The sequence below is a fragment of the Canicola haemoglobinophilus genome (assembly GCF_002015075.1).
Taxonomy (GTDB): domain Bacteria; phylum Pseudomonadota; class Gammaproteobacteria; order Enterobacterales; family Pasteurellaceae; genus Canicola; species Canicola haemoglobinophilus.
The window spans coordinates 12,655-37,026 of record NZ_MUXZ01000051.1 but is presented as its reverse complement, the minus strand read 5'-3'; the positions used below and the strand labels follow the sequence as shown (position 1 = coordinate 37,026).

The following is a 24,372-nucleotide window of genomic DNA, read 5'->3' as shown; positions in this document are numbered from 1 at the left end:
CAGACAGACAGACAGACAGTAGTATAGCTGTTATTACGACGACAATTGGAAGAGATACACTAGAAAAAACCATTATTTCGATCCAACAACAAACTTATCCTTGTAAACATTATGTGTTTGTTGATGGAAAACAACATTGGGAAAAAGTAAAACATTTAGAGCAAAAATATCCCCATGTCGTTTTCACTTTTCTTCCCATGAATACAGGCGGAGAAAATAATATAGGCAATGGTGCAATTCATGCTATTCTGCCGTACATTTTAAAAGAAGATATTTTTTGTTTTTTAGATGATGATAATTGGTATGATACCAACCATGTTGCTTATTTAGCGAATATGATAGATCAATATCAGTTAGATTATGCGTATTCTTTGCGTAAATTATATACCACAGATTATCAATTCTTATGTAATGATGATTTTGAGTCATTAGGCTATTGGTTTGTTCCTATTGAAGAACCATTTAAATGCGCAGATGAAATATTAATATACTCTAATAAAAATATTGCTGCTTTAATTGATACAAATTGCTATGCAATCACCCGAAATATTGCATTTGAGCTTTCTAAAGAGTGGTATTCTGGACTTGGCAATGACAAAAATGTATTTGCGAAGTTAATAGATCTTAATGCGAAAGGTGGATGTACTGCACAACGAACTTTAAATTATAAAGTCAATTTTCAAATTGGTGGAGTTAATATACCACAACATTATATTTGGGATTTTATCAAAGAAAAATGCAAACAAATTGCCCAAGAAAAACAACCCTGGATGACACCGACTTTGTATATTGATGGTGTGTTGCAACCGATAGATGAAAATAATTAAGAAATTTCCTAATCAAATTTAAGTAAATAAAAAGGCAAAAAATGACAAACATTCACAATCATAAAATTTTAATTTTAGACTTCGGTTCACAATATACTCAACTTATCGCACGTCGTGTGCGTGAAATTGGGGTTTACTGTGAACTTTGGGCGTGGGACGTAACGGAAGAGCAAATTCGTGAGTTTAATCCAACGGGGATTATTCTTTCGGGTGGGCCGGAAAGTACCACAGAAGAAAACAGCCCTCGTGCACCTGAATATGTGTTCAATGCTGGCGTGCCTGTATTGGGGATTTGCTACGGTATGCAAACCATGGCGATGCAGTTAGGTGGTTTGACCGAAACCTCTGACCATCGTGAATTTGGCTATGCTTCCGTTGAGTTAAAACAAGCGGATGCATTATTTGCAAAATTAAACGATGATCTGACCGCTTGCGAACCTAAATTAGACGTTTGGATGAGCCATGGCGATAAAGTTACTCGCTTGCCAGAGAACTTCCAAATCACAGGCGTAACCCCAACTTGCCCAATAGCCGCAATGTCGGACGAAAGTCGCCATTTCTACGGCGTGCAATTCCACCCAGAAGTGACTCACACCAAGAGCGGTCTGGAATTATTGAAAAATTTCGTGGTGGGCATTTGTGGCTGCGAAACCAAATGGACAGCGGAAAACATTATCGAAGATGCAGTGGCTCGCTTAAAAGCCCAAATTGGCGATGATGAAGTGATTTTAGGTTTATCGGGCGGCGTGGATTCATCGGTAACTGCCCTATTATTACATCGTGCCATCGGCAAAAACTTACATTGCGTATTCGTCGATAATGGCTTGTTACGCTTAAACGAAGCGGATCAAGTCATGGAAATGTTCGGCGATAAATTCGGCTTAAACATTATTCGTGTTGATGCAGAAGATCGTTTCTTAGATGCTTTAAAAGGCATTGATGAGCCAGAAGCCAAACGTAAAACCATCGGTAAAGTTTTCGTTGATGTGTTTGATGATGAATCGAAAAAATTAACTAGCGTGAAATGGTTAGCACAAGGCACGATTTACCCTGATGTTATCGAATCTGCAGCAAGCAAAACTGGCAAAGCACATGTCATCAAATCGCACCATAACGTAGGCGGATTGCCGGATTATATGAAACTTGGCTTAGTTGAGCCATTACGTGAATTATTCAAAGATGAAGTGCGTAAAATTGGTTTAGCCCTTGGCTTACCTGCCGAGATGCTCAATCGCCACCCATTCCCAGGCCCAGGCTTAGGCGTGCGTGTGTTAGGTGAAGTGAAAAAAGAGTACTGCGATTTAGTTCGCAGAGCAGATGCGATCTTTATGGAAGAATTGCACGCTTCAGGTTGGTACTACAAAGTCAGCCAAGCCTTTACCGTTTTCCTACCAGTGAAATCAGTTGGTGTAATGGGCGATGGACGTAAATACGACTGGGTTGTGAGCTTACGAGCAGTAGAAACTATCGACTTTATGACCGCACATTGGGCACATTTACCATACGACTTACTCGGTAAAATCTCCAACCGTATCATCAATGAAGTGAATGGCATTTCCCGAGTTGTATATGATGTCAGCGGAAAACCACCAGCGACGATTGAGTGGGAGTAGTTAAAAACAGGCTCTAAAACCATATAAATAGCCGTTTTGTGAGCATTGTGCTTGCAGATTTTAGAAATTAGTCACCTGAAGAATAATTTTTCGGGTGATTTTTTGTATTTTAAAATGCTACAGGAGCTTTCCCGTAGCATTTTTTCTTACAGCAAATTATTTTCTTTCAAATACTCAATTCTCTTTTTTAGAATCTCATCTCTAGAAAGTTCTTCAAATTCTTTCTGTGTTAGTGGAAGAGAGTAATACTCTACAGACTTGTTTTTCATAGAATCAAACTGTTCTTTTGTAATGGAGTAGGACTCCAAGTCAAACAGATTATCAGACAATTCTTTTAGAATATTGCATACGTCAGCATTAAAAGCGTGTTCTTTATCATTACCATAGAACACAAGCTTAACATTCCATTTATTTTCATCGGTTTCAATGTCATTATTGGGGAATTTATCTTCCACAATTATTTCAAATCCGATTTCTTTTTTCATTGACAGTTCATACATAAATAAAACAAAATCTCTCATACTTGAAAGACCGAAAGTATAGTCACTTCTTCCGGCAAGCCAATCTAAAGATACTCTGCATCTATCAGCAATATCAATCAGTACATCTATTGTAGGATTATTTTTACCATTTTCGTAAGCAGACATTGACGGCTGAGGTATTCCTAAAAATTCTGCAAACTCCTTTTGTGTTTTTTTATTTACAGAACGAAGATATTTCAATCGTTCAGATACAGTTTTATTATTCATATTATAATCTCCTATATTTATTACATTCTATTATATCAAATCGTATACTAAAAATAAAGAGAAATTCTGATAAAAATTAGAAATACCTATTGACATCCAATATATAAATTATTATACTAATATATATCGCAAGTTCGAATAAATAAGATAGGAGGAAAAATATGAGAAAAATGTATGTTGATGCTGAAGAAGTCAGCAAAGATTGGGGAGTTTCAAAACCTAAGGCATACAAAATGATAAAAGAATTAAATGAGAGAATGTTAAAAGACAATCCAAACCTGATAGTGATTGCAGGCAAGGTTAATCGAAAATTTTATGAAGAAAACTGTTATGGACAAGCGAAAGAAGTGTAGGAGGTGATGATGTGTCAGCAAGCAAGGATAAAGAAAGAGGTACATGGAAAATTTATTTGAGATATGTTGATTGGCAAGGAGTAAAACAAATTCATACAAAACGTGGATTCACTACAAAGAGAGAGGCATTGGAATATGAAAGAGAGTTTTTAGCGAGTAAGTCAAGAGATTTGAATATGTTATTTGAATCTTTTGTTGAAGTCTATTTAAGTGATTTAAAGCCGAGGATTAAATACAACACTTATTTGACAAAGGTTCATATTATAGAAACGAAAATAATACCATATTTTGCTAAGAAATCTATAGCTGAAATAACAGCCCCGGATATTTTACAGTGGCAAAATGAATTGCTTAAAAAGTCAGATGGTGAGGGGAAACAATATTCTCAAACTTACTTAAGAACAATTCAGAATCAACTAAATGCAATTCTTAATCATGCCAATAAGTATTATGGCTTAACAAGTAATCCTGCTCATAAAACTACTAAGATGGGGAAATCAAAGGCACAGGAAATGTTGTTTTGGACTAAAGAGGAATATGAAAAATTCGTTGAAAGTGTTAAGAGCAAACCTGCCTCATACTATGCTTTTGAGATTCTTTATTGGTGTGGCATCAGAGAAGGTGAATTGCTTGCACTTACAAAAGATGATTTTGACCTTGAGAAGAAAACTCTAACTATTAGCAAATCATTTCAAAGGTTAAAAGGAAAAGATTATATTACAAGTCCAAAGACAGAAAAAAGTAATAGAACAATTCAATTACCACAATTTCTATGTGATGAAATTTCAGATTTCTTCGGAATGCATTATCATCTGGATTCAAAGGCGAGGATATTTAACTTTACAAAATCATATTTACATCATGAAATGGATAGAGGCTGTAAATTATCAGGAGTGAAAAGAATTAGAGTTCATGATTTAAGACATTCTCATGTTGCGTATCTGATAGAGCAAGGTTTTTCTCCTGTGGTGATTGCTGAAAGATTAGGTCATGAAAGTATCTCAATAACCTTAAATTACGCACATTTGTATCCATCCAAACAGTTGGAAATCATTAAAACGATAGAGAAAGAAAGGAATTAAGTTTAGCTAAGATGAGTAAGATATTTAAAAGAGAAAGTCTACAGAGAAAAGGTAGAAAACTGAAAGTCGATAACAACAGAAAAAGAAACATTATAGTGAATTTCAGAATGTCTCCGGAAGAAAAAAGTTTATTGGAAGAGAAAATAGCATTATCAGGATTAAACAAACAGGATTATATGATTCAAATGAGCATAAATCATAGAGTTGAGGTATTTGGAAATATAAGAGTGTTTGATGAACTGAAAATAAAACTAAATATGCTTGAAGAATATTTTAAAAATGTTAATTTGGACTGCGATATTGAGGAAAATAAACTTGAACTTCTGGCATATATTCTGGAAATGTTTGAAACGGTGAATAGAAATAAAAATGACTCTACCTACGGCAATAGATAGAGCCAAGAAGCAACCTGATAAGATTGCAACTCTTAAAAAGATTTTATCAGGTTGTACTTCTATCATCAACAAAAATATGGAGGTAAAAAATGATAAACAAAGGAAAATATATTAACAATATTCCGCAGGAGTTAAAAGAATGTAAACAATGGTTATGGTTTAAGATTTATCATAACAAAGACAAAAATGGGAATATAAAAACTGTAAAAATTCCAATCAGTCCAATCACTTGTGAATCAAATGAATGGAATATAAAAGAGAACTGGACAGATTTTGAAACTGCTTTAGAAGGCTTAGAAAAAAGTGGTTGTGATGGACTATCGTTTGTTTTAACTGAAGATGATCCTTATGTCTGCATTGATTTAGACAATGTAAAAGAAAATTTTGAAAACGTGAACGACATCGTGAGTGATTTTGCAGAAACTTATAAGGAAACATCTATATCGGAAAATGGATTGCATATCTTTGCAAAGGGGTCAATTCCAAAGAATGTAAATAATCAAATAGACCGCTTTGAAATGTATAAGTCAAATAAGTGCATTGCCATGACGGGTAATGTCATAGGAGATTGTAAAGAAATACAGGATAATTACTATAAGTTAAATATCTACTATAAAAAGTATGCCCTTAAAGAAACGATTAAAGAGCAAATTGAATACTATAAAAGCATAGATAGTGATGTTCCGGATATAGAAGGAATTTTAAAGGCAATTTATATGACTAATCGCAAAGGCAGAGAGCTTTTTAGAGGTAAATATTCCACAGGTGATTCAAGCAAAGACGATTTTCAATTGCTTCTTATTCTAAACAGCTTTACACATGGCAATGCAGATTTAATGCTTGAGATATTCTTAAAATCAGCCCTAAATCGAATGGGTGATATGAGTAAGAGAAGAACTGAGGCAGCATATATTAAATACTTAAACCAGAGCATTCAAAAGGCACAGGAAGTCGGCGGAACGAATTATTGGGATTATAACTATCATAGAAAAACAAGGGAGGTAGTTCGTTGAAAGCATATACGATAGATACTGAGTTTGATGCCTCTGATAAGTATATTGTGGACAACATCATTGCAAGAAAAAGTATTACTTTGATAGTAGCCTCACCTAAAAAAGGTAAGACAGCATTAGGACTAAATCTTGGTATATGTATCAACGAAGGAATTGATTTTCTTGAAAATAAAGTTAATAAAACAAAGGTTGTTTACTATTGCAATGAACTATCCGGAAGGCTAATTCAAGAAAGAATTAAAAGATTGGAGCTTCCTTGTTCAAGTACTATGAAATTTTATGAGGGAACAAGTTATGTGGATTTTGATGACTTTGAAAGAATTGTTAAAGCAGATACAGATTTAGGTTATGAAGTATTTATTGTAGACACCTTTTCTAAAATCAAATACGACAGAAAGTATAATGCTAATGACTACAATGACACCTATGAAGTGATGGCAAAATACTACGATTTGATAGATAAGTATGGATGCACATTTATTATGATGTACCATACAAAAAAGGACTCGTCAGTGAAAAGTGTAAGCGAAAAAGTCATAGGTTCACAGGCATTATCCGGTTCAGTTGACACCATAATAGCTATTGATAAAGCGTCAGAATTTGATACAGAATTTAACTTAGATGTAACCAGTAGACTTTTTGAGTCAAAGGTATATCAGGTTAAAATCCATCCGTCAAAGAAGATATTAGAGCTTGATAAAATTGATCCGATTGAAATGCTTGAACCGTCAATTCAAAGACTTGTACAAGTAATGCCGAGATTAAAAGAAATAGAGGGAACAATCGTAGATATTTGTTCCAAAATCAATTTAGAAATTGAAAGCCCTCAGCAGTTTGGAAAGACATTAAATCGTAATAAAGATATTCTCAGGAAAAATGGAATAAGCATTTCCATGAAGCGAGGGAAAAACAACAATAACTATCAAGTTAAATATAATTCAGAGGATGTGATTTATTAAAATGCCGTTCAAACCGTTCGTACCGTTTGATGTTTCATGTGTAAGGGAATGTCGTGCGGTATGAACGGTGCAAACGGTAATTGAAGAATCTACATCCATTTTTTCTGTGCAAGTTAAAGATGGATTTATAAAAATCATGAATTATAGGTAGATAGGAACCCTAAGACCCCGAAAAAGAAAGGAGAGATGAAAAATGTCAAAGACAGTTAATCGTAAAAATAATTGTACCGTTCACTTTATGGTGAATGAAGAAGATATAAATGAGCTTAACCGAAGATTTGCATTGACCAATTTTAAGAGCAAGAGAGAGTTTTACCGAGACAGTATTTTTAAAAATAGAATCATTAGTATTGATTTATCCGGTGAGTTTCGAAAAGAACTGAGAGAGCTTTCTACCCTTATCAGTCGTAATTCGGCGAACTTAAATCATATAGCAAAAGCGGTAAACAGCTCAGGGATTATTTACAAAGATGATATTGAAAGCATCAAAAAAGCTTTGCAAGGTGAACTTCTTTTCTTATCAGAATTTAGAGAAAAAATTTCCGACTATATTATCAATGAGGTTGTAGGATAATGGCTGTTACGAAGATACATCCGATTAAAACAACGCTTAAAAAGGCGATAGATTACATCTGTAACGGAGATAAAACCGATGATGAAATCTATGTTACCACATATCTTTGTAGCAGAGAAAATACTCACAAAGAATTTGAGCTTACCAAGAAACAGTTTAACTCAAGAACCAAAACTTTAGCTCATCATTTAATTCAATCCTTTGTGCCGGAAGAAGTCAGTTTTGAAGAAGCTCATCAAGTGGGAATCGAACTCTGCGAAAAGATTTTAGAGGGAAAATATGAATATGTCTTAGCAACGCATATCGACAAAGACCATATTCATAATCATATCATTTTTAATTCCATTGATGTTGATGAGGGCAAAGTTTACCATTCCTACTATGGTTCTTATATGAACATCAGAAATCAAAGCGATAGACTTTGCAAGGGACATAATTTATCGGTAATAGATGTTGAAACGCAAAAGGAAATCAATGAAATCAAGAGAAGAAAGTTTGTGAATTGGTATGACTGGAATGAAGATAAAAAAGGAAGCAGCTATAAGTCAAAACTTCAGTTTGATATAGATAGAACTATAAAGCAGTCAATTAACTGGCAGGACTTTTTATCTAAAATGGAAAGCTACGGTTATGAAATAAAATATGGAAAGCATATAGCTTTTAGAGGTAAAAATCAGCAGAGATTTACCAGAGCAAAGACCATTGGAGCTAACTACAATGAAGAACGAATTAAGAACAGAATCCTGAATAAAGATAAAGAACTTGGAAATATCATTGATATTAAGAACAGCGAAAAAGCAAAGTCAAGCAAAGGATATGAAAATTGGGCAACAAAACATAATCTTAAAACGGCTGCTTCTACGCTTGTTGAAATCAGGAATAAAGGATTTAATTCAATGGAAGAATTAGAACGTGGTATCAGCCGAATTTCCATTGCAAAGAAGGACTTGAAGCGAGAATTTGATAAGCTGTTATTGGAGCAAAAAAGGATAAAGGAAGTAGTAAAACATATTCAAATATGTATAAGTAAAAGAGAGCATTATGAGGGTTATCACAAAAATCCGAACGATAAAATTTATATGATGATGAATCGAAAAGATGTAGAAGCCTATCAGAAGTCTTATGAGGAAATAGATATTTTTCTTAAGCAATTCCCGCACTTGAGACATGTTGTAGTAGGAGAGTTAAAGACAAAATCAAGTAAAAATCTTTTCAAGAAATTAAATGAGTATTCTAAAGAAATACAAGCTAAACAAGAGGAGATAATCAAGAAACATAATTCATTAGCAGCACAGCATAAGGGATTGGAACATCTTAAAGTTAATATGAATGAGTATCTAGGTAGGAATAAAACTGAAAAGAAAAAGGAATCAGTTATTGGTGCAATTAAGAAACATCGGAGTGAAGAAAGAGAAATTTCTAAAGAAAAGAATAAAATATCGAAAGAAGCTGAAAGATAATTTTATGGTCGGTGTGGTTTTAGGACTGCACCGATTAGTCTTTGTGTCATTGTGTTTGAGAAAACGGAATATAATACTGTTATAAGTTTGATTTATATGGTATAATAGAAATGATATGATATTAAGACGGATAGGACTGGAGGATAATCATGTCAAAACTTAGCTATAAAAAATTATTCAAAAGATTGATAGATATAGAAATGAAGAATACAGAGCTTATGGATAAAGCTAAAGTGAGTAGAAGTACATTTTACAAGATAAAAAATGGTGAAAATGTAACCACTGATGTATTACTTAGAATATGTAATGTATTGGAATGTGATATTTCAGAGATTGTAGAATGTGTTAATGATTCTTCGGAGGTAATATAAGATGAATTTAGTTAGCTTGTTTTCGGGAGCTGGTGGATTAGATTTAGGTTTTGAAAGAGCTGGATTTAATGTGGTTGCGGCAAACGAATATGATAAAACGATATGGGAAACATATGAAAAAAATCATAAAACTAAACTTATAAAAGGAGATATTTGTAGAATTCCTTCAGATATGTTCCCTGACTGTGATGGAATTATAGGAGGACCGCCATGTCAATCATGGAGTGAAGCAGGTTCTTTAAAGGGGATCAATGACCCGCGAGGGCAATTATTTTATCAGTATATACGTATTTTGAAGGATAAAAACCCTAAGTTTTTCCTTGCCGAAAATGTTAAGGGGATGATGGCAAGACGACATAATGATGCCGTTGAGAATATAGTTTCTCAATTTGAAGAAGCTGGTTATGATGTCTTTATTCACTTGTTAAATGCAAGTGACTATGGTGTTCCACAAGATAGAAAAAGAGTTTTTTATGTAGGATTTAGGAAAGATTTGAAGGTTAAATTTGAACCACCCAAACCATATAAAAACAAATTAACTTTTAAAGATGCTATTTTGGACTTGAAAGATTCTGCAATACCGGCATTAGAGAAAAATAAAACTAATGGTAATAATTGCAAAGTTATGAATCATGAATACTTTGTCGGTGCGTACTCACCTATTTTTATGAGTAGAAATAGAGTTAGACGATGGGATGAGCAGGCATTTACAGTTCAAGCTTCAGGAAGACAATGTCAGCTACATCCACAAGCACCAGTGATGCCTAAAGTAGAAAAAAATAAAAATATATTCGAACCTGGTAAGGAAGCACTATACAGAAGATTAACAGTGAGAGAGTGTGCAAGAATACAAGGGTTTCCAGATGATTTTAAATTCTATTATACGAATTTAAATGATGCCTATAAAATGATTGGTAATGCTGTGCCAGTAAATCTTGCATTTGAAATGGCTAAAGCAATTTCATCTGCTTTAGATAATTCAAGTGTAAATAGTAATCTATTAAAAACTGGTACAGATAATTAATTGGAGGTTAGTCATGAGCAATAAAAGTAATAATCAAGGAAGAGCATATGAGTTCTCCTATTTAATTACATTATTTGAAGAAATATCTAAAACAAGACCAGCAAAGATAGAAGAAAACAGTAGTTACTTTGCAGCAGAAAGAGCATGGAATACTTTAACTGACTCTGAAAAGACAATATATAAAGTTAGTGCCTTGGCAGGAGTCAACACTATATTTGACCTTGAACCTTTGATTTTAGATGATGGAGACGATGAGCTTGAACTAAAAATTCAATCGGATGATAAAGGTAAGGAAGGCGATGTAAGAGATGTCTTGATTATTAGACGAGGGATTGAATGGGAAATAGGTTTAAGTGTTAAGCATAATCATTTTGCTGTTAAGCATAGTAGGCTGTCAAAGAACTTAGATTTTGGTAGAAAATGGTATGGGGTAGATTGCTCCGAACAATATTGGGAAGAGATTAAACCTATATTTGAATATCTTGATGTTGAGAAACAAAAGGACTCTAAGTGGAGTGATTTACCTAATAAAGAAGATGATGTATATGTTCCACTGTTAAATGCATTTAAAGGGGAATTAGAGAGACAAAATTGCTTGTTTGGTAAAGATATTCCTAGACTTATGGTGGAGTATTTACTTGGAGAATTTGATTTTTATAAAGTTATTGGAATTGATAGCAAACGAATAACTCAAATTCAAAGTTATAATTTAAGAGGCACTTTAAATAAGCAAGGGAATAAGAAAAAGAGAAGCATTGAATTACCAATATCAACACTTCCAACACGAATTGTAAGTTTAGATTATAAACCAAGCAGTAAAAATACTTTGGAATTATATCTTGATGGCGGTTGGCAATTCAGCTTTAGAATTCACAATGCATCTACAAAGGTCGAACCTAGCCTGAAGTTTGATATACAAATAATAGGTATGCCAACAACTATCATTTCGATAGATTGCAGATGGAAATAGGAATGGAGGATCTGATAGCTTTATCAGATAGTATATTTATGGAAAATAATGGATTTAGCATAAAATTTGATAGGAACACAATAGACCACTTAGGAATTAAATTGTATAGTACATTTCCTCCTGTTATCGCAGAATTGATCTCAAACTCTTATGATGCGGATGCTGAAAATGTTGAAATAAGAATCAATTATGACAAAAAAATAGTTACTGTAATTGATAACGGAACGGGTATGACTCATGATGAATTGAATCAAAATTTTTTGGTGATTGGCAGAAATAGAAGAAAAGCGGAAGGGACAGGTCTATCAAAAGGGAAAAATAGAAAAGTAACAGGAAAAAAAGGATTAGGCAAATTAGCAGTATTTGGAATTGCAAATACTATAGAAGTTACTTCTATTAAGGATGGAGTGAAAAATGCATTCAGTATAAATTATGATGATATGAAAGCTGAAACTGATACAGAATATAGACCTAATAGTATTTGTGAAAATGAGCATACAAACGAAAAATCTGGAACAGTTGTCAATATTAAAGAAATTAAGCAAAAAAGCATAATGAGTATTGATGATCTAGCGTATAACTTGTCTAGACGATTTTCATTTTACGATTCTGATTTTGAAGTTAAAATTATTGATGAAAACTCGTCAAATGAGCAACCAATTTCTAAATCCATCTATTTTGACAGATTGGACAAGGAATTTGAATGGTCATTTCCAGAAGATTTTGTTGATGAACTTGATAGTATTGAAGAGTTTAGGAGATTGAATGAAAATTTAGTTACTGGAAAGATTTATACTAAATCAACACCATTAAGAAAAAAAGATAGTGGATTTTTACTATATGTCAGAAGCAAATTGGCTTCAGAAAATGTATTCTTTGATGATAGAGCCAATGATAGGTTTAATAGTTATGTGACAGGATTTTTTAATATTGATTTTATAGATGATTCGGATGAAGCAGATTATATATCGACAGCTAGGCAATCTATTTTGTGGGAAGAAAATGATAATACCGTTCAACTAAAACATGATTTGAATAAATTAGTTTCAAAAGTATCTGCTATGTGGAGGAATAGTAGAAAAAAGAAAAAAGAGGAACAGTTGCAGCTTCCTGAAGATTTTTACGAAGGGATGACTAAACTTGAAATATCTAGCATAAATAAGGTGAAAGATACCATGCTTGCCAATTCCATAGAGACAGACAATATTGAATCTTTAAAAAGAATATTAGATAGCATGAAGACTCTGTATAAATTTGAAAGTTTTCAAAACTATATAGCTGAGTTAGATGATGAAGATTTGACTGTCGATAAAGTTGAAAAAATAACTGCAGATTGGGAATATATAGAATCAAAAGAATTGGCTAAAATATCAATAGGGCGTATTAAGGCAATTGAGCAATTTGAAAGATATGTAAAAAATGATGCTAGTGAAACAAAGGTTATTCAACCGTTTTTAGAAAAATTCCCTTGGATATTAGATCCAAGAATAACTACATTTGAAAGAGAATTAACATTTAAGAGAATACTAAAAGAAAATTTTCCTGATAATGAATTAGAAGAGAGAAATAGGAGATTAGATTTTCTTTGCAATTTAGTAAATGGTGAATTAATAATAATTGAATTGAAGAGACCGAGAATCAAAATTTCACTAAAAGAAATCAGACAGGCTAGGGAGTACGAAAGATTTTTGTTAAAAAATCATAAAGAAAGCATTGCTAATGGTGTGAAAACATTCTTAATATCAGATAGTTTTGAGATGGATGAAGAAACAAAAGACTTCTATTCATCTTTGGAAGATACAAATAAGTTGTGTATTAAGTCGTATTCAGACTTATTGCAACAGGCAAAGCAGTATAATAAAGATTATATTGCGAAGTATCAAGAAATAGAGAGTATTTATAATCCCAGTGAGACTACAGAAAAATAATATAAATTGAAGGGAGGTGCGGTTATGTTAAATATTCTGGATTTATTTTCAGGAGCTGGCGGATTAACCGAAGGCTTTAGATATAAGGATTATTATGATTTTATTTGTCATGTTGAGATGGACAAAGATGCCTGCTCTTCACTAGAGTTAAGAAATGTATACTATTATTTAAAAAATGAAAATAACCTCTCTCCTTATTTTGAGTATTTACAAGGCGATATTTCAAGAGATGATTTATGCTCCTTAGTACCGAGTGATGTGACTAAGAATATTTTAAATGAAGAAATCAGCAAAGACACTATACCCTCAATATTTGAATATATAGACGAACGATTGGGGGATAAAGAATTAGATGGAATCATAGGCGGACCACCTTGTCAGGCGTATTCTACTATTGGTAGAGCAAACAATAAGGCTAAGAAGTCAACAGATAAAAGAATTTACTTATATAAACATTATTTAGATTTTTTAGATAGATATAATCCTAAATTCTTTGTATTTGAGAATGTTAAAGGATTGCTCTCATTTAAGGATTTATCTGGTGACTTATTGCTACCTAAAATAATTGGAGAGTTTAATGAACTTGGATATGTGGTCAACTATAAAATAGTGGATGCTAGTGATTTTGGGGTGTCGCAAAAGAGGGAGAGGCTAATCCTTGTAGGTTATAGAAAAGATTTGGTGTTAAAAAAGTCTTTCTTTGACTACTTGTATGAGTATGTAGAGAATGCTCCGAAATTAAAAGAGTTATTTAACGATCTACCAAGTATAAAAGCAGGAAAAGATGCTAATAAATATCGTTGTGAATGTTCAAGTAGTTTTGTTGAAAAATATATTCGTAACAAAGAAGATATTTTGACTCAGCATATTGCAAGACCTCATAATGAGAATGACTTGAAGATATATAAGTTAGTATTAAAAGCTAGAAAAAAAGGGTGTAATTTAAAATATACTGATATACCAATAGATCTTCAAACACATTCTAATATAACTTCTTTTTTAGACAGATATAAAGCATTAGATTATGATTCCATAAGTCATACGATTGTCGCCCATATATCAAAGGATGGACATTATTATATCCATCCAGATTTAAGACAAAATCGTTCTATTACAGTGCGAGAAGCAGCAAGAATACAAGGATTTCCAGATGATTTTTATTTTGAACATTCACGAACAGCCGCATTTAAGCAAATAGGTAATGCAGTTCCTCCTATATTATCTCTTAAAATAGCATCAGCAATGTTGGAATTTTTAAAAAAGGATAATATGGATGAGTTCGATTATTAAATATAATGTTAAGGGAGAATAGATGGTTTTATTTGAAGAAATATGTAAATCAGGAGTAGATTTAGTTATAGATGAAGTTTATGAAGGTGGGAATAACGGTAATATATCAGATGAGGTATTAACTAAGTTAATGAATGTACAAAATTCTGGAGGTTTTAGATTTAAAAATGTATTAAACTCAAAAGATAAAGCTTATATAGTTTTATATACATCCAATGAAGATATAGATTGGCCGGACACATTAGAACAGGAAATGGGTAAATTTAAATATTATGGTGATAATAAAAGTCCTGGATATAAGGTTGATTCTAAAAAGGGTAATTTAATATTAGAGAATATATTTAATGAAAAAGATCGTAACAAAATTCCACCAATTTTTATCTTTATGAAAAAACCTACTATAACTAGTAATAGAAGTGTTAAATTTTTAGGTTTAGCTGTTCCAGAAGACTATCATCTTGGCAGAGATAATTCTCTCAAAGCTATTTGGAGGACTTCTAATGGAGAGCGATTTATAAATTATGAAGCTCATTTTACAATTTTAAACACCAAATCTATAAGTAAAGAATGGCTTAATTGTTTAGTAGATGGAGATTATTTAAATAAGGAATATGCTCCTAAAGCTTGGATTAAGTATGTTAAGGAAGGATTAACAGAAGATATTATTTTAAGAGCACCGAAAACAAAAGAATATAGAACAAAGATTGAACAACTTCCGTCAACAGATGAAGAGTTAAAAAGATTAGAGATCATATATCAATACTATAAAAATGAGCCTTATAAATTCGAGTTTTTTGCGGCTAAGTTAGTTGGATTAATGGATAATCATTTTTTGAATTTCAATATTACAAGGGCGGTGAGAGATGGAGGGATAGATGCTATAGGTGAATATAAATTAGGACATAAAAATAATTCTATAAAGTTACGATGTGCATTGGAAGCAAAGTGTTATCAAAGAGACAATTCTAATGGTGTAAAATTATTATCCAGACTAGTATCTAGATTAAAATATCGAGATTTTGGCATTTTTGTTACGACATCGTATGTTTCTGAACAAGCGTATAAAGAATTGTTGGAAGATGGTCATCCTGTAATTATTATTTCTGGTAGAGATATTGTCGAAATATTAAATGAAAATCATATAAATACTACAGAATTAATACTTAATTTTATGAACACAATTGATTATTTATAATCATAAGATAGCTGATTTATTAGAGTTAAGTTATATACAAAATATTTATGTATTAAAACATAAAAAGTAAGTTTTATAAAAGTTAATATGCTTGTGCTTGCAATATGCTTGCAAAAAAACGGATAAACAGAAATAAAACGGATAATAAGGCTAAAGCTGATAACAAAAACATTGATTTTATGCCATTTATACAAAATAATATCAATGGACATATCGAGTGGGAATAACACTTATAGCAAAAGGCTGTTTTCATCAGGAAACAGCCTTTCCTTTTCAAAGCTAACATCATTAGACAAGTTTTGAAATTCAAACAAAAAAGATTGTTTTCTTACTGAAAACAATCTTTTCCTTTATTAATCTAATTTATACCGCACTTTCTCAATAAAGCGATTAGCGCATAGTTACAAATTCTTCTGAACCTGTTGGGTGGATTGCTACTGTGTTATCGAAATCTGCTTTAGTTGCGCCCATTTTAATTGCAACGGCAAAACCTTGGATCATTTCATCAACACCAAAGCCAATACCATGTAAACCAACGATTTTTTCTTCCTTACCGACACAAATAAGTTTTATGCGGCAAGGTTGGCGATGTGAGGTTACCGCACTATACATTGGGGTAAAAGAAGAAGTATAAACTTTCACATTTTCTGCACCGTATTGTTCAATTGCTTTAGGCTCAGTCAAGCCGACAGTTCCTATGGTTGGGTGACTAAATACGACCGTTGGAACTAAGTTGTAATCTAAATGTTCATTTGGCTTGTTATTAAATAAACGCTCAGATAAACGACGCCCTGCTGCAACAGCCACTGGAGTTAGCTCAATTCCCCCCTCGATAATATCACCAACAGCATAAATGCCTTCAACATTTGTATTTTGATATTTATCTACCTTAATAAACCCACGTTCGTTAGTTACAACACCTGTTGAGGCTAGATTAATAACATCAGTAGCTGGCTCACGCCCAATTGCCCAAATTAAGCAATCCACATTTTGCGTTCTACCATCTTCTAATTTAATCGTTAATGAATTATCTGCATTTTTGACAATTTCTTGTGGAATAGCCTGTTTGTGCAATTGAATACCGTCTTGTTCCATTACCTCAACAAGCGTATCAATGATCAACGGATCAAAGCTGCGAATTGGGGTTTGTTGACGAACGAATAAATGGGTTTCTGCACCTAAACTATTCACTACACCAGCAAGTTCAACCGCAATATAGCCGGCTCCAACGACAGCAATGCGTTTCGGTAACTCCGTTAAAGCAAATACACCGTCAGAATCGATGCCATATTCTGCACCTGGAATAGTTGGACGACTTGGGCGACCACCAGTCGCAATTAAAATATGATCAGCGCTAACCTGCTCTTTTTTGCCATCTGCATAACTTACTTCAATAGTTTTAGCATCAACAAATTTAGCAAAGCCATTCAATACATCAACGTTATTTCTTGCTAGCACATTATTGTATGAAGTATGAATACGACCAATATACGCTTGGCGATTTTCTACTAATTTTGCGAAATTAAAATTATTTAAAGTGACATCAAAGCCGTAATCAGGTGCATATTTTGTAATAGCCTCAGCCACTTGCGCACCATAAAACATGACTTTTTTCGGCACACAACCAACATTTACACAAGTTCCACCTAAATGTTTTGCTTCAATAATTGCACATTTTTTTCCATAACTTGCTGCTCGATTAATTGACGCAATACCGCCACTACCACCACCGATAGCAATATAATCATAATGTTTTGTCATTTTTATCTCCTGTTTAAATTTGTCTATTCTGTTAATTTTTCATGTATAAAAAATGTGGCTAAATAAATTTAACCTATCATTTTTATTCAGGTGTGATCCATTTTACAGACCAACTGCCCGTTCCCTCAGGCACTAAAGTGCGGGTCAAATAAGGCAAGATTTTTTTCATTTGTTCTTCTAATGTCCAAGGCGGATTAATTACAATCATCCCACTCGCAGTCATCCCTCGTTGTTCTGAGTCTGGGCGTACAGCAAGTTCAATTTGCAAAATTTTACGAATCCCCGTATTTTCCAAACCTTTAATAATTCGCTTGGTTTGTTGGCGCAAAACAACAGGATACCAAATGGCATAAATTCCCGTAGCAAAACGCTTATAACCTTCTTCAATTGCCTTAACCACAAGATCATAATCTTCTTTTAGTTCATAAGGCGGATCAATTAGCACTAAACCACGGCGCTCTTTCGGTGGCAATGTCGCTTTTAATTGCTGAAAACCGTTATCTCGCTTAGTGCTAATATTCGTAAACTCTTTAAATGTATTGCGCAATAAAGGATAGTCAGCTGGGTGAAGCTCTGTTAATAATGCACGATCTTGTGGGCGCAAAAGTTGTGCAGCAATGAAAGGCGAGCCAGCGTAATAACGTAATTCTTTACCACCATAATTCAATTTTTTTACCAAAGAAACGTAGCGTTGAACTTCTTCTGGTAGATCTTCCTTATCCCAAAGTCGAGCAATTCCTTCTTGGTATTCCGCTGTTTTTTCAGCTTCCTCGCTAAATAGGCGGTAGCGCCCTACACCTGAATGTGTATCTAAATAATAAAAGCCTTTTTCTTTGAGTTGTAAGTTTTCAATAATCAGCATTTGTACAATATGTTTCAAAACATCTGCATGATTACCTGCATGAAAACTATGGCGATAACTTAGCATAAACTTAACCTTATAAAATAACGAAAAAATAGACCGCACTTTTAACAAGTGCGGTTGGTTTTAGAAAATTTCTTCTTGTTCAGAATTTGGTTTATCTGTTTCGTTTGGAAGATAGAAACCACGGTCTTGTGGAACAAATGCTCTTTTAGGCTCTGTACCTTTAATAAAGTATTCTGATCTTCCTCCTTCAGTTGCTAATAAGCCAGATCTCACATCAATACTTTTTTCCAAGATATTAGGTGGCAAAGCTAGCTTTCTTTCGGGAATGTCATTTAAACTAAATTTCATATAAGAAATCCATGCTGGCATAGCTGTTGCTGCCCCTGTTTCTCCACGACCTAAATTTCGTTTATTATCATCAAACCCAACATATACTGCTGTAGTTAAATTCGCACCAAATCCAGCATACCAAGCGACTTTAGAGTTGTTGGTGGTCCCTGTTTTCCCTCCAATATCTCGACGTTTAAATTGACTCGCCATACGCCAACTAGTGCCTCTCCAATCCAGTCCTTGCTCACCAAATACTGCGCTGGTTAAGGCACTACGAATAAGGAAAGCCAACTCACCACTGATCACTCGAGGTGCATATTGCTCCGTTGAGTTTTCAGTTTTTGCCTCCGCCATAAAATCGACCGCACTTTCATCTAATTTTTGGTTATTAGCATTTAGCTCTGGCACATCAGCTATTTCAGATTCCTCTTCAAGCCCTATATCTAAGGCATTCGCATTATCTGAAATAGATGTATTTTCTTTAAAACCGTCTAATTTCTCCGTTTCACCATAAATGACGGGAATATTATGGCAAGTAATACAAGCGATTTTCGGGTTAGCGATAAACAAGTCATTACCTGCATTATCTTGAATTTTTTCAATTAAATATGGATCAACTAAAAACCCGCCATTATCAAATACTGCATAGGCTCTTGCCATTTCTAATGGGGTAAAAGATGCTGCCCCTAAAGCCAATGCCTCACTCGCAAAAATATTCTCTGGTTTAAAACCAAAGCGTTGTAAAAACTCCGCACTAAAATCTACACCAGCCATTTGGATAGCACGAATAGCAATCATATTTTTTGATAAGCCCAGACCTACACGCAAGCGAGTTGGTCCATCATAACGATTTGGCGAGTTTTTTGGCGTCCAAGGCTTCTGTCCGGGCTTTTGAATAACAATTTCTGAATCCAGTAAAACGCTAGATAAAGTGAGCCCTTTCTCCAATGCCGCCGCATAAATGAAAGGCTTAATCGATGAACCCACTTGCACCAAAGATTGTGTCGCTCGATTAAATTTACTTTGCTCAAAGCTAAAACCACCAACCAAGGCTTCAATAGCACCATTATCACTGTTAAGAGACACTAAAGCCGAATTAACTTCTGGTATTTGCCCTAACACCCATTCATTATTACGCTGTCTTATCCAAATTTGATCGCCCGCTTTAGGTGTCTTTTTACCCGCCCAGCGCATTGCATTATGCGATAAAGCAATCTTGTCGCCATTTGCTAACAACAAGTTAGCCCCCGTTTTACTTACAGATAAAACAGCTGCTGGAATAAATGGATGAGAGTTTGGTAAAGATTTTAGATGGTCAATAATCACATCATTTTCCCAAGCTTTTTCATTTTTCTTCCATAACAGCGTTGCTCCACGATAACCATGGCGCATATCATAAGCAATCAGGTTATCACGCAACGCTTTTTGCGCTTGTTCTTGATCTTTAGATAAAATAGTTGTGAATACTTTGTAACCTTTGGTATAAGCCTGTTCCTCGCCAAAACGTTTTACCATTTCTTGACGTACCATTTCACTCACATAATCTGCGCGAAACTCTAGTTGAGCACCATGATAAGAAGCAACAATTGGCTCTTTTATGGTCAAATCATATTCATCTTTTGAAATATAATTCATTTCAAGCATACGCCCTAAAACCACATTGCGCCTATCTTGTGCTCGTTTTAATGAACTAATTGGGTTCATCGTTGAAGGCGCTTTAGGTAAGCCCGCAATAACCGCCATTTCAGACAAGGTTAATTGAGATAACTCTTTGCCAAAATAAGTTTTTGCCGCAGCCGCAACCCCATAAGCTCTATATCCCAAATAAATTTTGTTTAAATAAAGCTCTAAAATCTCATCTTTTGTTAAGGTATTCTCAATTTCAATGGCTAAAATCACCTCTTTAATTTTACGCATCAGATTTTTTTCGGGCGTTAAGAAAAAGTTACGTGCCAATTGTTGAGTGATCGTACTTGCGCCTTGAGATGCACCGCCTTTACTAATTGCCACACTTACTGCACGAGCAATACCAATAGGGTCAATCCCATGATGCTCATAAAAACGACTATCTTCTGTGGCTAATACTGCCTCAATTAATTTTGGCGGAATATCTTTCAATTTAACGGGAATACGGCGTTGCTCCCCCACTTCACCAATTAATTTTCCATCCGCAGTATAAATTTGCATTGGTTGCTGTAACTCAACGGTTTTTAAGCCATCGACACCAGGTAGATCTTTTTTGATCTGAATATAAAAAATACCTACGACAACACAACCTAAAATAATTAAGGTTAGTAAGGTACTAAATATTAATTTTGCGATCCTCATCGTAAAATTCTCTCTTATTTAATGTTTTTGAAAAAAATCTCTCGATAATCAGTGCCATAAGTATAAAGGATTTGGCCAATAAAGCTAAGTTTTAAAATGTAAATTTTATTAAAGAGAGTACAAAATGGGATTACGCCGAAAAGTAAAAACGACCTTACAAATAGGCACTTACCGCCAAGGTGAAAAATGGCAATTTCTTTGGTTCGATGAGCAAAAACAACCGCACTTTACCATTAAAAATACCAATATTCCTTTTAACCAATCAGACTTACCACAGCAATCATCAAAAAGTGGTATGCATAAATGGATTACCTGTTTACCCAATCAATATGTATGGAGCAAAACAATCGCATTAACACAAAAACTAAATGAGCAAGAGTGTCAACAACAATGTCATTTAATTATCGAAAATGAATTACCAACAGAGTTTGATGACATTTGGTATGACTATCAATATAGTGAGTCTGCACAAGGCTCTAAGCTAAGCATTTATGTTGTTAAACAGCAAATGGCTAAAGACTATGTTACCCAATTTTCCCCTCTCAAAATTACGATCTTAGATTGTTTAACGAACAGCCTTCTACGAGCATTCCGCTATTTCCACAATAAACAGGAAAAAATGGAAACATTATATTTATATCAAGATAGTAACGGCAGTATCGCAATACAGGAAAATGGACAACAAACGCTCATTTTACAAAAAACAGATAAAAATCTTACCGCACTTTATCAACAATTCTGCCACCGATTTAATTGCCAACCGCAACAGGTTTACTGTTATTGTGAAGGCAATAACACACAATATACAAATAATGAATGGAATATCATTAAAACCGAACTACCTTTTATCGCTTTGGGAAATGCACTTTGGGGAGAGTGTGATAACCAAGGAACAGAAGTAAAGGAGCAATAAATGCGTCATCTTGCGATTAATTTGTTACCTTGGCGACAAGAAATCTATCAACAACAAATAAAATCCTTTATCTATAAAGCCATTCTTAGCCTAACGTTTTGCATAGGCAGCATTGCTTTTATACTATTTTTGACTCAACAAATTGAAAGCGAAATAGCTCACAAAAGAGAACAAATACAACAAATTGATCATCAACTTGTAGAAGTAAAGCAACAAACAAGTGCATTACAAAAAAATTATAGTGCGGAATTACAAACCTTAAAGAAAATACCAACGGAACAATTTTTATCCATATTAACCGTAGTTTCTCAACTTCCCTTACGACATGGAGAACTAAAGGATCTCTCCTTAGATTTTGACAAGCTAATTCTACAAGGAGAAACCGAGCAACATCATGAATTTGAACAATTGCAACAATTCTTAAAACAGCAAAAATTATTTTCCAATGTAAAACTACTTACCTTTAAAGAACAGCAGATTGATAAAAAAAGAGCGGTTATTTTTGCGCTTGAATTGAGTTTAAATAAGTTAAAGGAATAAATTATGTCTTTACATCATTCTGAGAATATATTTGTGAAATGGGTAAAATTATCCTCATTAAAGCAAGCATTAGTGTTCTTCTTAATTGGCTTCACTAGCGCTTTCTATCCTTTATTAAGCTATTTTCAACAACAGGAATTAGTATCTCAATTACAAATTGAAATGGATGAAAAAAACAGCCAACTTTCACATCAAAAACAAATATTGATGAGCTTAAATCAACGTTATCAACAAAATAATATTGCTTTTAGTGATCCTCTTTCTCAAATCAATCAGAAGTTACAACAATTGAATAATGGGAAATTATTTTTTGAACAATCGCATTGGCAAATAGGAAATCAACCTATTTTGACTTTCCAAGTTAAAGGATATTTTGCCGATTTATCGCAATTTTTAACCGCTCTTTTACCGCAAGTTCCGCTTAGTGTAATTTCTTTGCAAATTACTCAAAGTGAAAGTGAGGATTTTTCCATTGACGCTGATATATCTTTACAACTTTAATTATTGGGAACGCCTATGCTAGCTAAAAATATTTTATATTTCTTCTTATTCTTTACAGCAATAAATACCGAATTATCTGCTCGAGATCCTTTTGACAAAGGGCAAAGGGAAATCACAGAGGATATAGATATGCCAGTGATAGAAGAGGAAACTTTTCCTAGCTCTACAAAAAAATCAAATTTAATCACGGCATCAATCAAATTACACTACGCCAAAGCCGCTGATGTGATGAAGTCTTTAACCTCAGGGCAAGGCTCATTACTGTCGCCAAACGGGACAATCAGTTTTGATGAACGAAGTAACTTGCTTTTAATTCAAGATGAGCCTAAATCAATCGAAGCTTTAAAAAAATTAATTAAAGAAATGGATCAACCCATTGAGCAAATCGCTATCGAAGCAAGAATTGTGACAATTTCGGATGAAAATTTAAAAGAATTAGGTGTTCGTTGGGGAATTTTTGAGCCTACAAATACAGCCCATCACATCTCTGGAAGTTTAGCGGCAAATGGTTTTCAGAATTTAGCTGAACAACTTAACGTCAATTTTGCAACTGCATCCATGCCTGCAGGTTCGATTGCCTTACAAATTGCCAAAATTAACGATCGACTTTTAGACCTAGAACTAACCGCACTTGAGAGAGAAAATAATGTAGAAATTATTGCTAGCCCACGTTTACTTACCACAAACAAGAAAAGTGCCAGCATTAAACAGGGAACTGAAATTCCTTATGTGATTACAGGTAAAAAATTTGATGAGCAATCAGTAGAGTTTAGAGAGGCAGTTTTGGGATTGGAAGTAACGCCACATATTTCAAAAGGAAATAGTATCTTATTAGATTTAGTGGTAAGCCAGAATTCCCCTGGAAGTCGAATTACCTATGGACAGAATGAAATGGTATCCATTGATAAACAAGAGATTAATACTCAAGTTTTCGCTCAAGATGGTGAAACTATCGTATTAGGTGGTGTGTTTCACGATACAATCACGAAAGGCGTTGATAAAGTTCCCTTGCTAGGAGATATTCCTGTTTTGAAAAGGCTCTTTAGCCGTGAAAGTGAAAGACATCAAAAACGTGAGTTAGTGATTTTTGTTACACCGAGAATTATTCGTGCTGGTCAAAATCATGATGTTATAAAGCCATTAAAATAGTATTAAAATGAACCGCACTTAACGAAATGACAAAATAAATGCCCCTTTTAGGTTGAAAAAAGGGGGCATTTATTGAGATAATCTCAATTATTTTTGGGTGATCTTTTACGACCTCTTTATTTTAGGTCGTTTGTTTTTTTATAAGATCAATTTTTTAATTTTATTTTGAAGAAGAATTA

The 24,372-nt window shown here is 33.8% G+C and carries 23 protein-coding genes; 19 read left to right on the top strand and 4 right to left on the bottom strand.

Annotation, left to right across the window (positions count from 1 at the left end):
- Positions 1-23 precede the first annotated feature (23 nt).
- Entirely contained in the window at positions 24-827 is an 804-nt protein-coding gene (locus B0186_RS10715; RefSeq protein WP_172459659.1) for a glycosyltransferase family 2 protein, read from the top strand.
- 41 nt (positions 828-868) lie between these two features.
- Positions 869-2,440 carry a glutamine-hydrolyzing GMP synthase gene (guaA, locus tag B0186_RS10710; protein WP_078219380.1) on the top strand — a complete coding sequence of 524 codons (1,572 nt, stop codon included), beginning with the start codon at positions 869-871 and terminating at the stop codon, positions 2,438-2,440.
- Positions 2,441-2,586: 146 nt separating this feature from the next.
- On the opposite strand, the gene B0186_RS10705 is transcribed toward guaA, so the two are convergent.
- Entirely contained in the window at positions 2,587-3,189 is a 603-nt protein-coding gene (locus B0186_RS10705) for a helix-turn-helix domain-containing protein (protein WP_078219378.1), read from the bottom strand.
- Positions 3,190-3,350: 161 nt separating this feature from the next.
- Here B0186_RS10705 and B0186_RS10700 point away from each other — a divergent pair, with 161 nt between their 5' ends.
- The 13 genes from B0186_RS10700 (at position 3,351) to B0186_RS10640 (ending at position 15,803) form a co-directional block, all read left to right on the top strand.
- The gene (locus B0186_RS10700; protein ID WP_073508202.1) at positions 3,351-3,542 is read left to right on the top strand and encodes a hypothetical protein; all 192 of its coding nucleotides are present in this window, start codon (positions 3,351-3,353) and stop codon (positions 3,540-3,542) included.
- An 11-nt stretch (positions 3,543-3,553) separates the two neighbouring features.
- Positions 3,554-4,624, top strand: a complete 1,071-nt coding sequence (locus B0186_RS10695) for a site-specific integrase (RefSeq protein WP_078219376.1) — start codon at positions 3,554-3,556, stop codon at positions 4,622-4,624.
- Between the two features lie 11 nt (positions 4,625-4,635).
- A complete protein-coding gene (locus B0186_RS10690) occupies positions 4,636-5,019 on the top strand; it encodes a plasmid mobilization protein (RefSeq protein WP_078219374.1) in 384 nt (127 codons plus the stop codon).
- Positions 5,020-5,108: 89 nt separating this feature from the next.
- Positions 5,109-6,032 (top strand): DNA primase, encoded by a 924-nt coding sequence (locus B0186_RS10685; RefSeq protein WP_172459644.1) that lies wholly within the window; start codon positions 5,109-5,111, stop codon positions 6,030-6,032.
- Entirely contained in the window at positions 6,029-6,991 is a 963-nt protein-coding gene (locus B0186_RS10680) for an AAA family ATPase (RefSeq protein ID WP_078219372.1), read from the top strand. The genes B0186_RS10685 and B0186_RS10680 overlap by 4 nt, the downstream gene beginning before the upstream one ends.
- A gap of 193 nt (positions 6,992-7,184) precedes the next feature.
- On the top strand, positions 7,185-7,565 hold the full coding sequence (locus B0186_RS10675; RefSeq protein WP_078219370.1) for a mobilization protein: 381 nt from the start codon (positions 7,185-7,187) through the stop codon (positions 7,563-7,565).
- Positions 7,565-9,025 (top strand): relaxase/mobilization nuclease domain-containing protein, encoded by a 1,461-nt coding sequence (locus B0186_RS10670; protein WP_078219368.1) that lies wholly within the window; start codon positions 7,565-7,567, stop codon positions 9,023-9,025. Before B0186_RS10675 ends, B0186_RS10670 begins: the two co-directional genes overlap by 1 nt.
- Positions 9,026-9,174: 149 nt before the next feature.
- Positions 9,175-9,396, top strand: coding sequence for a helix-turn-helix domain-containing protein (locus B0186_RS10665; RefSeq protein ID WP_078219366.1), 222 nt, complete (start codon positions 9,175-9,177; stop codon positions 9,394-9,396).
- 1 nt (position 9,397) lies between these two features.
- A complete protein-coding gene (locus B0186_RS10660) occupies positions 9,398-10,420 on the top strand; it encodes a DNA cytosine methyltransferase (protein WP_078219364.1) in 1,023 nt (340 codons plus the stop codon).
- A gap of 13 nt (positions 10,421-10,433) precedes the next feature.
- Entirely contained in the window at positions 10,434-11,390 is a 957-nt protein-coding gene (locus tag B0186_RS10655; RefSeq protein ID WP_078219362.1) for a HaeIII family restriction endonuclease, read from the top strand.
- A gap of 2 nt (positions 11,391-11,392) precedes the next feature.
- Complete coding sequence (locus B0186_RS10650) at positions 11,393-13,318, top strand: ATP-binding protein (RefSeq protein WP_211272441.1); 1,926 nt, start codon at positions 11,393-11,395, stop codon at positions 13,316-13,318.
- A gap of 24 nt (positions 13,319-13,342) precedes the next feature.
- Complete coding sequence (locus B0186_RS10645) at positions 13,343-14,608, top strand: DNA cytosine methyltransferase (protein WP_078219360.1); 1,266 nt, start codon at positions 13,343-13,345, stop codon at positions 14,606-14,608.
- Positions 14,609-14,630: 22 nt separating this feature from the next.
- On the top strand, positions 14,631-15,803 hold the full coding sequence (locus B0186_RS10640; RefSeq protein WP_078219357.1) for a restriction endonuclease: 1,173 nt from the start codon (positions 14,631-14,633) through the stop codon (positions 15,801-15,803).
- Positions 15,804-16,193: 390 nt separating this feature from the next.
- Here B0186_RS10640 and gorA read toward each other — a convergent pair whose 3' ends face one another.
- The 3 genes from gorA to B0186_RS10625 form a co-directional block, all read right to left on the bottom strand.
- Entirely contained in the window at positions 16,194-17,564 is a 1,371-nt protein-coding gene (gorA, locus tag B0186_RS10635; RefSeq protein WP_078219355.1) for a glutathione-disulfide reductase, read from the bottom strand.
- A gap of 82 nt (positions 17,565-17,646) precedes the next feature.
- Positions 17,647-18,492: a 23S rRNA (adenine(2030)-N(6))-methyltransferase RlmJ gene (locus B0186_RS10630; RefSeq protein WP_078219353.1), complete on the bottom strand. Its 846-nt coding sequence runs from the start codon at positions 18,490-18,492 to the stop codon at positions 17,647-17,649.
- 60 nt (positions 18,493-18,552) lie between these two features.
- Positions 18,553-21,090, bottom strand: a complete 2,538-nt coding sequence (locus B0186_RS10625) for a penicillin-binding protein 1A (RefSeq protein WP_078219351.1) — start codon at positions 21,088-21,090, stop codon at positions 18,553-18,555.
- Positions 21,091-21,214: 124 nt separating this feature from the next.
- Here B0186_RS10625 and B0186_RS10620 point away from each other — a divergent pair, with 124 nt between their 5' ends.
- From B0186_RS10620 to pilQ, 4 genes are read left to right on the top strand one after another with little or no spacing between them, the layout of a single operon-like run.
- On the top strand, positions 21,215-22,003 hold the full coding sequence (locus B0186_RS10620; protein ID WP_078219349.1) for a type IV pilus biogenesis protein PilM: 789 nt from the start codon (positions 21,215-21,217) through the stop codon (positions 22,001-22,003).
- On the top strand, positions 22,004-22,543 hold the full coding sequence (locus B0186_RS10615; RefSeq protein ID WP_078219347.1) for a fimbrial protein: 540 nt from the start codon (positions 22,004-22,006) through the stop codon (positions 22,541-22,543).
- A 3-nt stretch (positions 22,544-22,546) separates the two neighbouring features.
- Positions 22,547-23,044, top strand: a complete 498-nt coding sequence (locus tag B0186_RS10610; RefSeq protein ID WP_078219345.1) for a competence protein — start codon at positions 22,547-22,549, stop codon at positions 23,042-23,044.
- Positions 23,045-23,059: 15 nt separating this feature from the next.
- Entirely contained in the window at positions 23,060-24,193 is a 1,134-nt protein-coding gene (gene pilQ / locus B0186_RS10605) for a type IV pilus secretin PilQ (RefSeq protein WP_115252365.1), read from the top strand.
- The last annotated feature ends 179 nt before the right edge of the window (positions 24,194-24,372 follow it).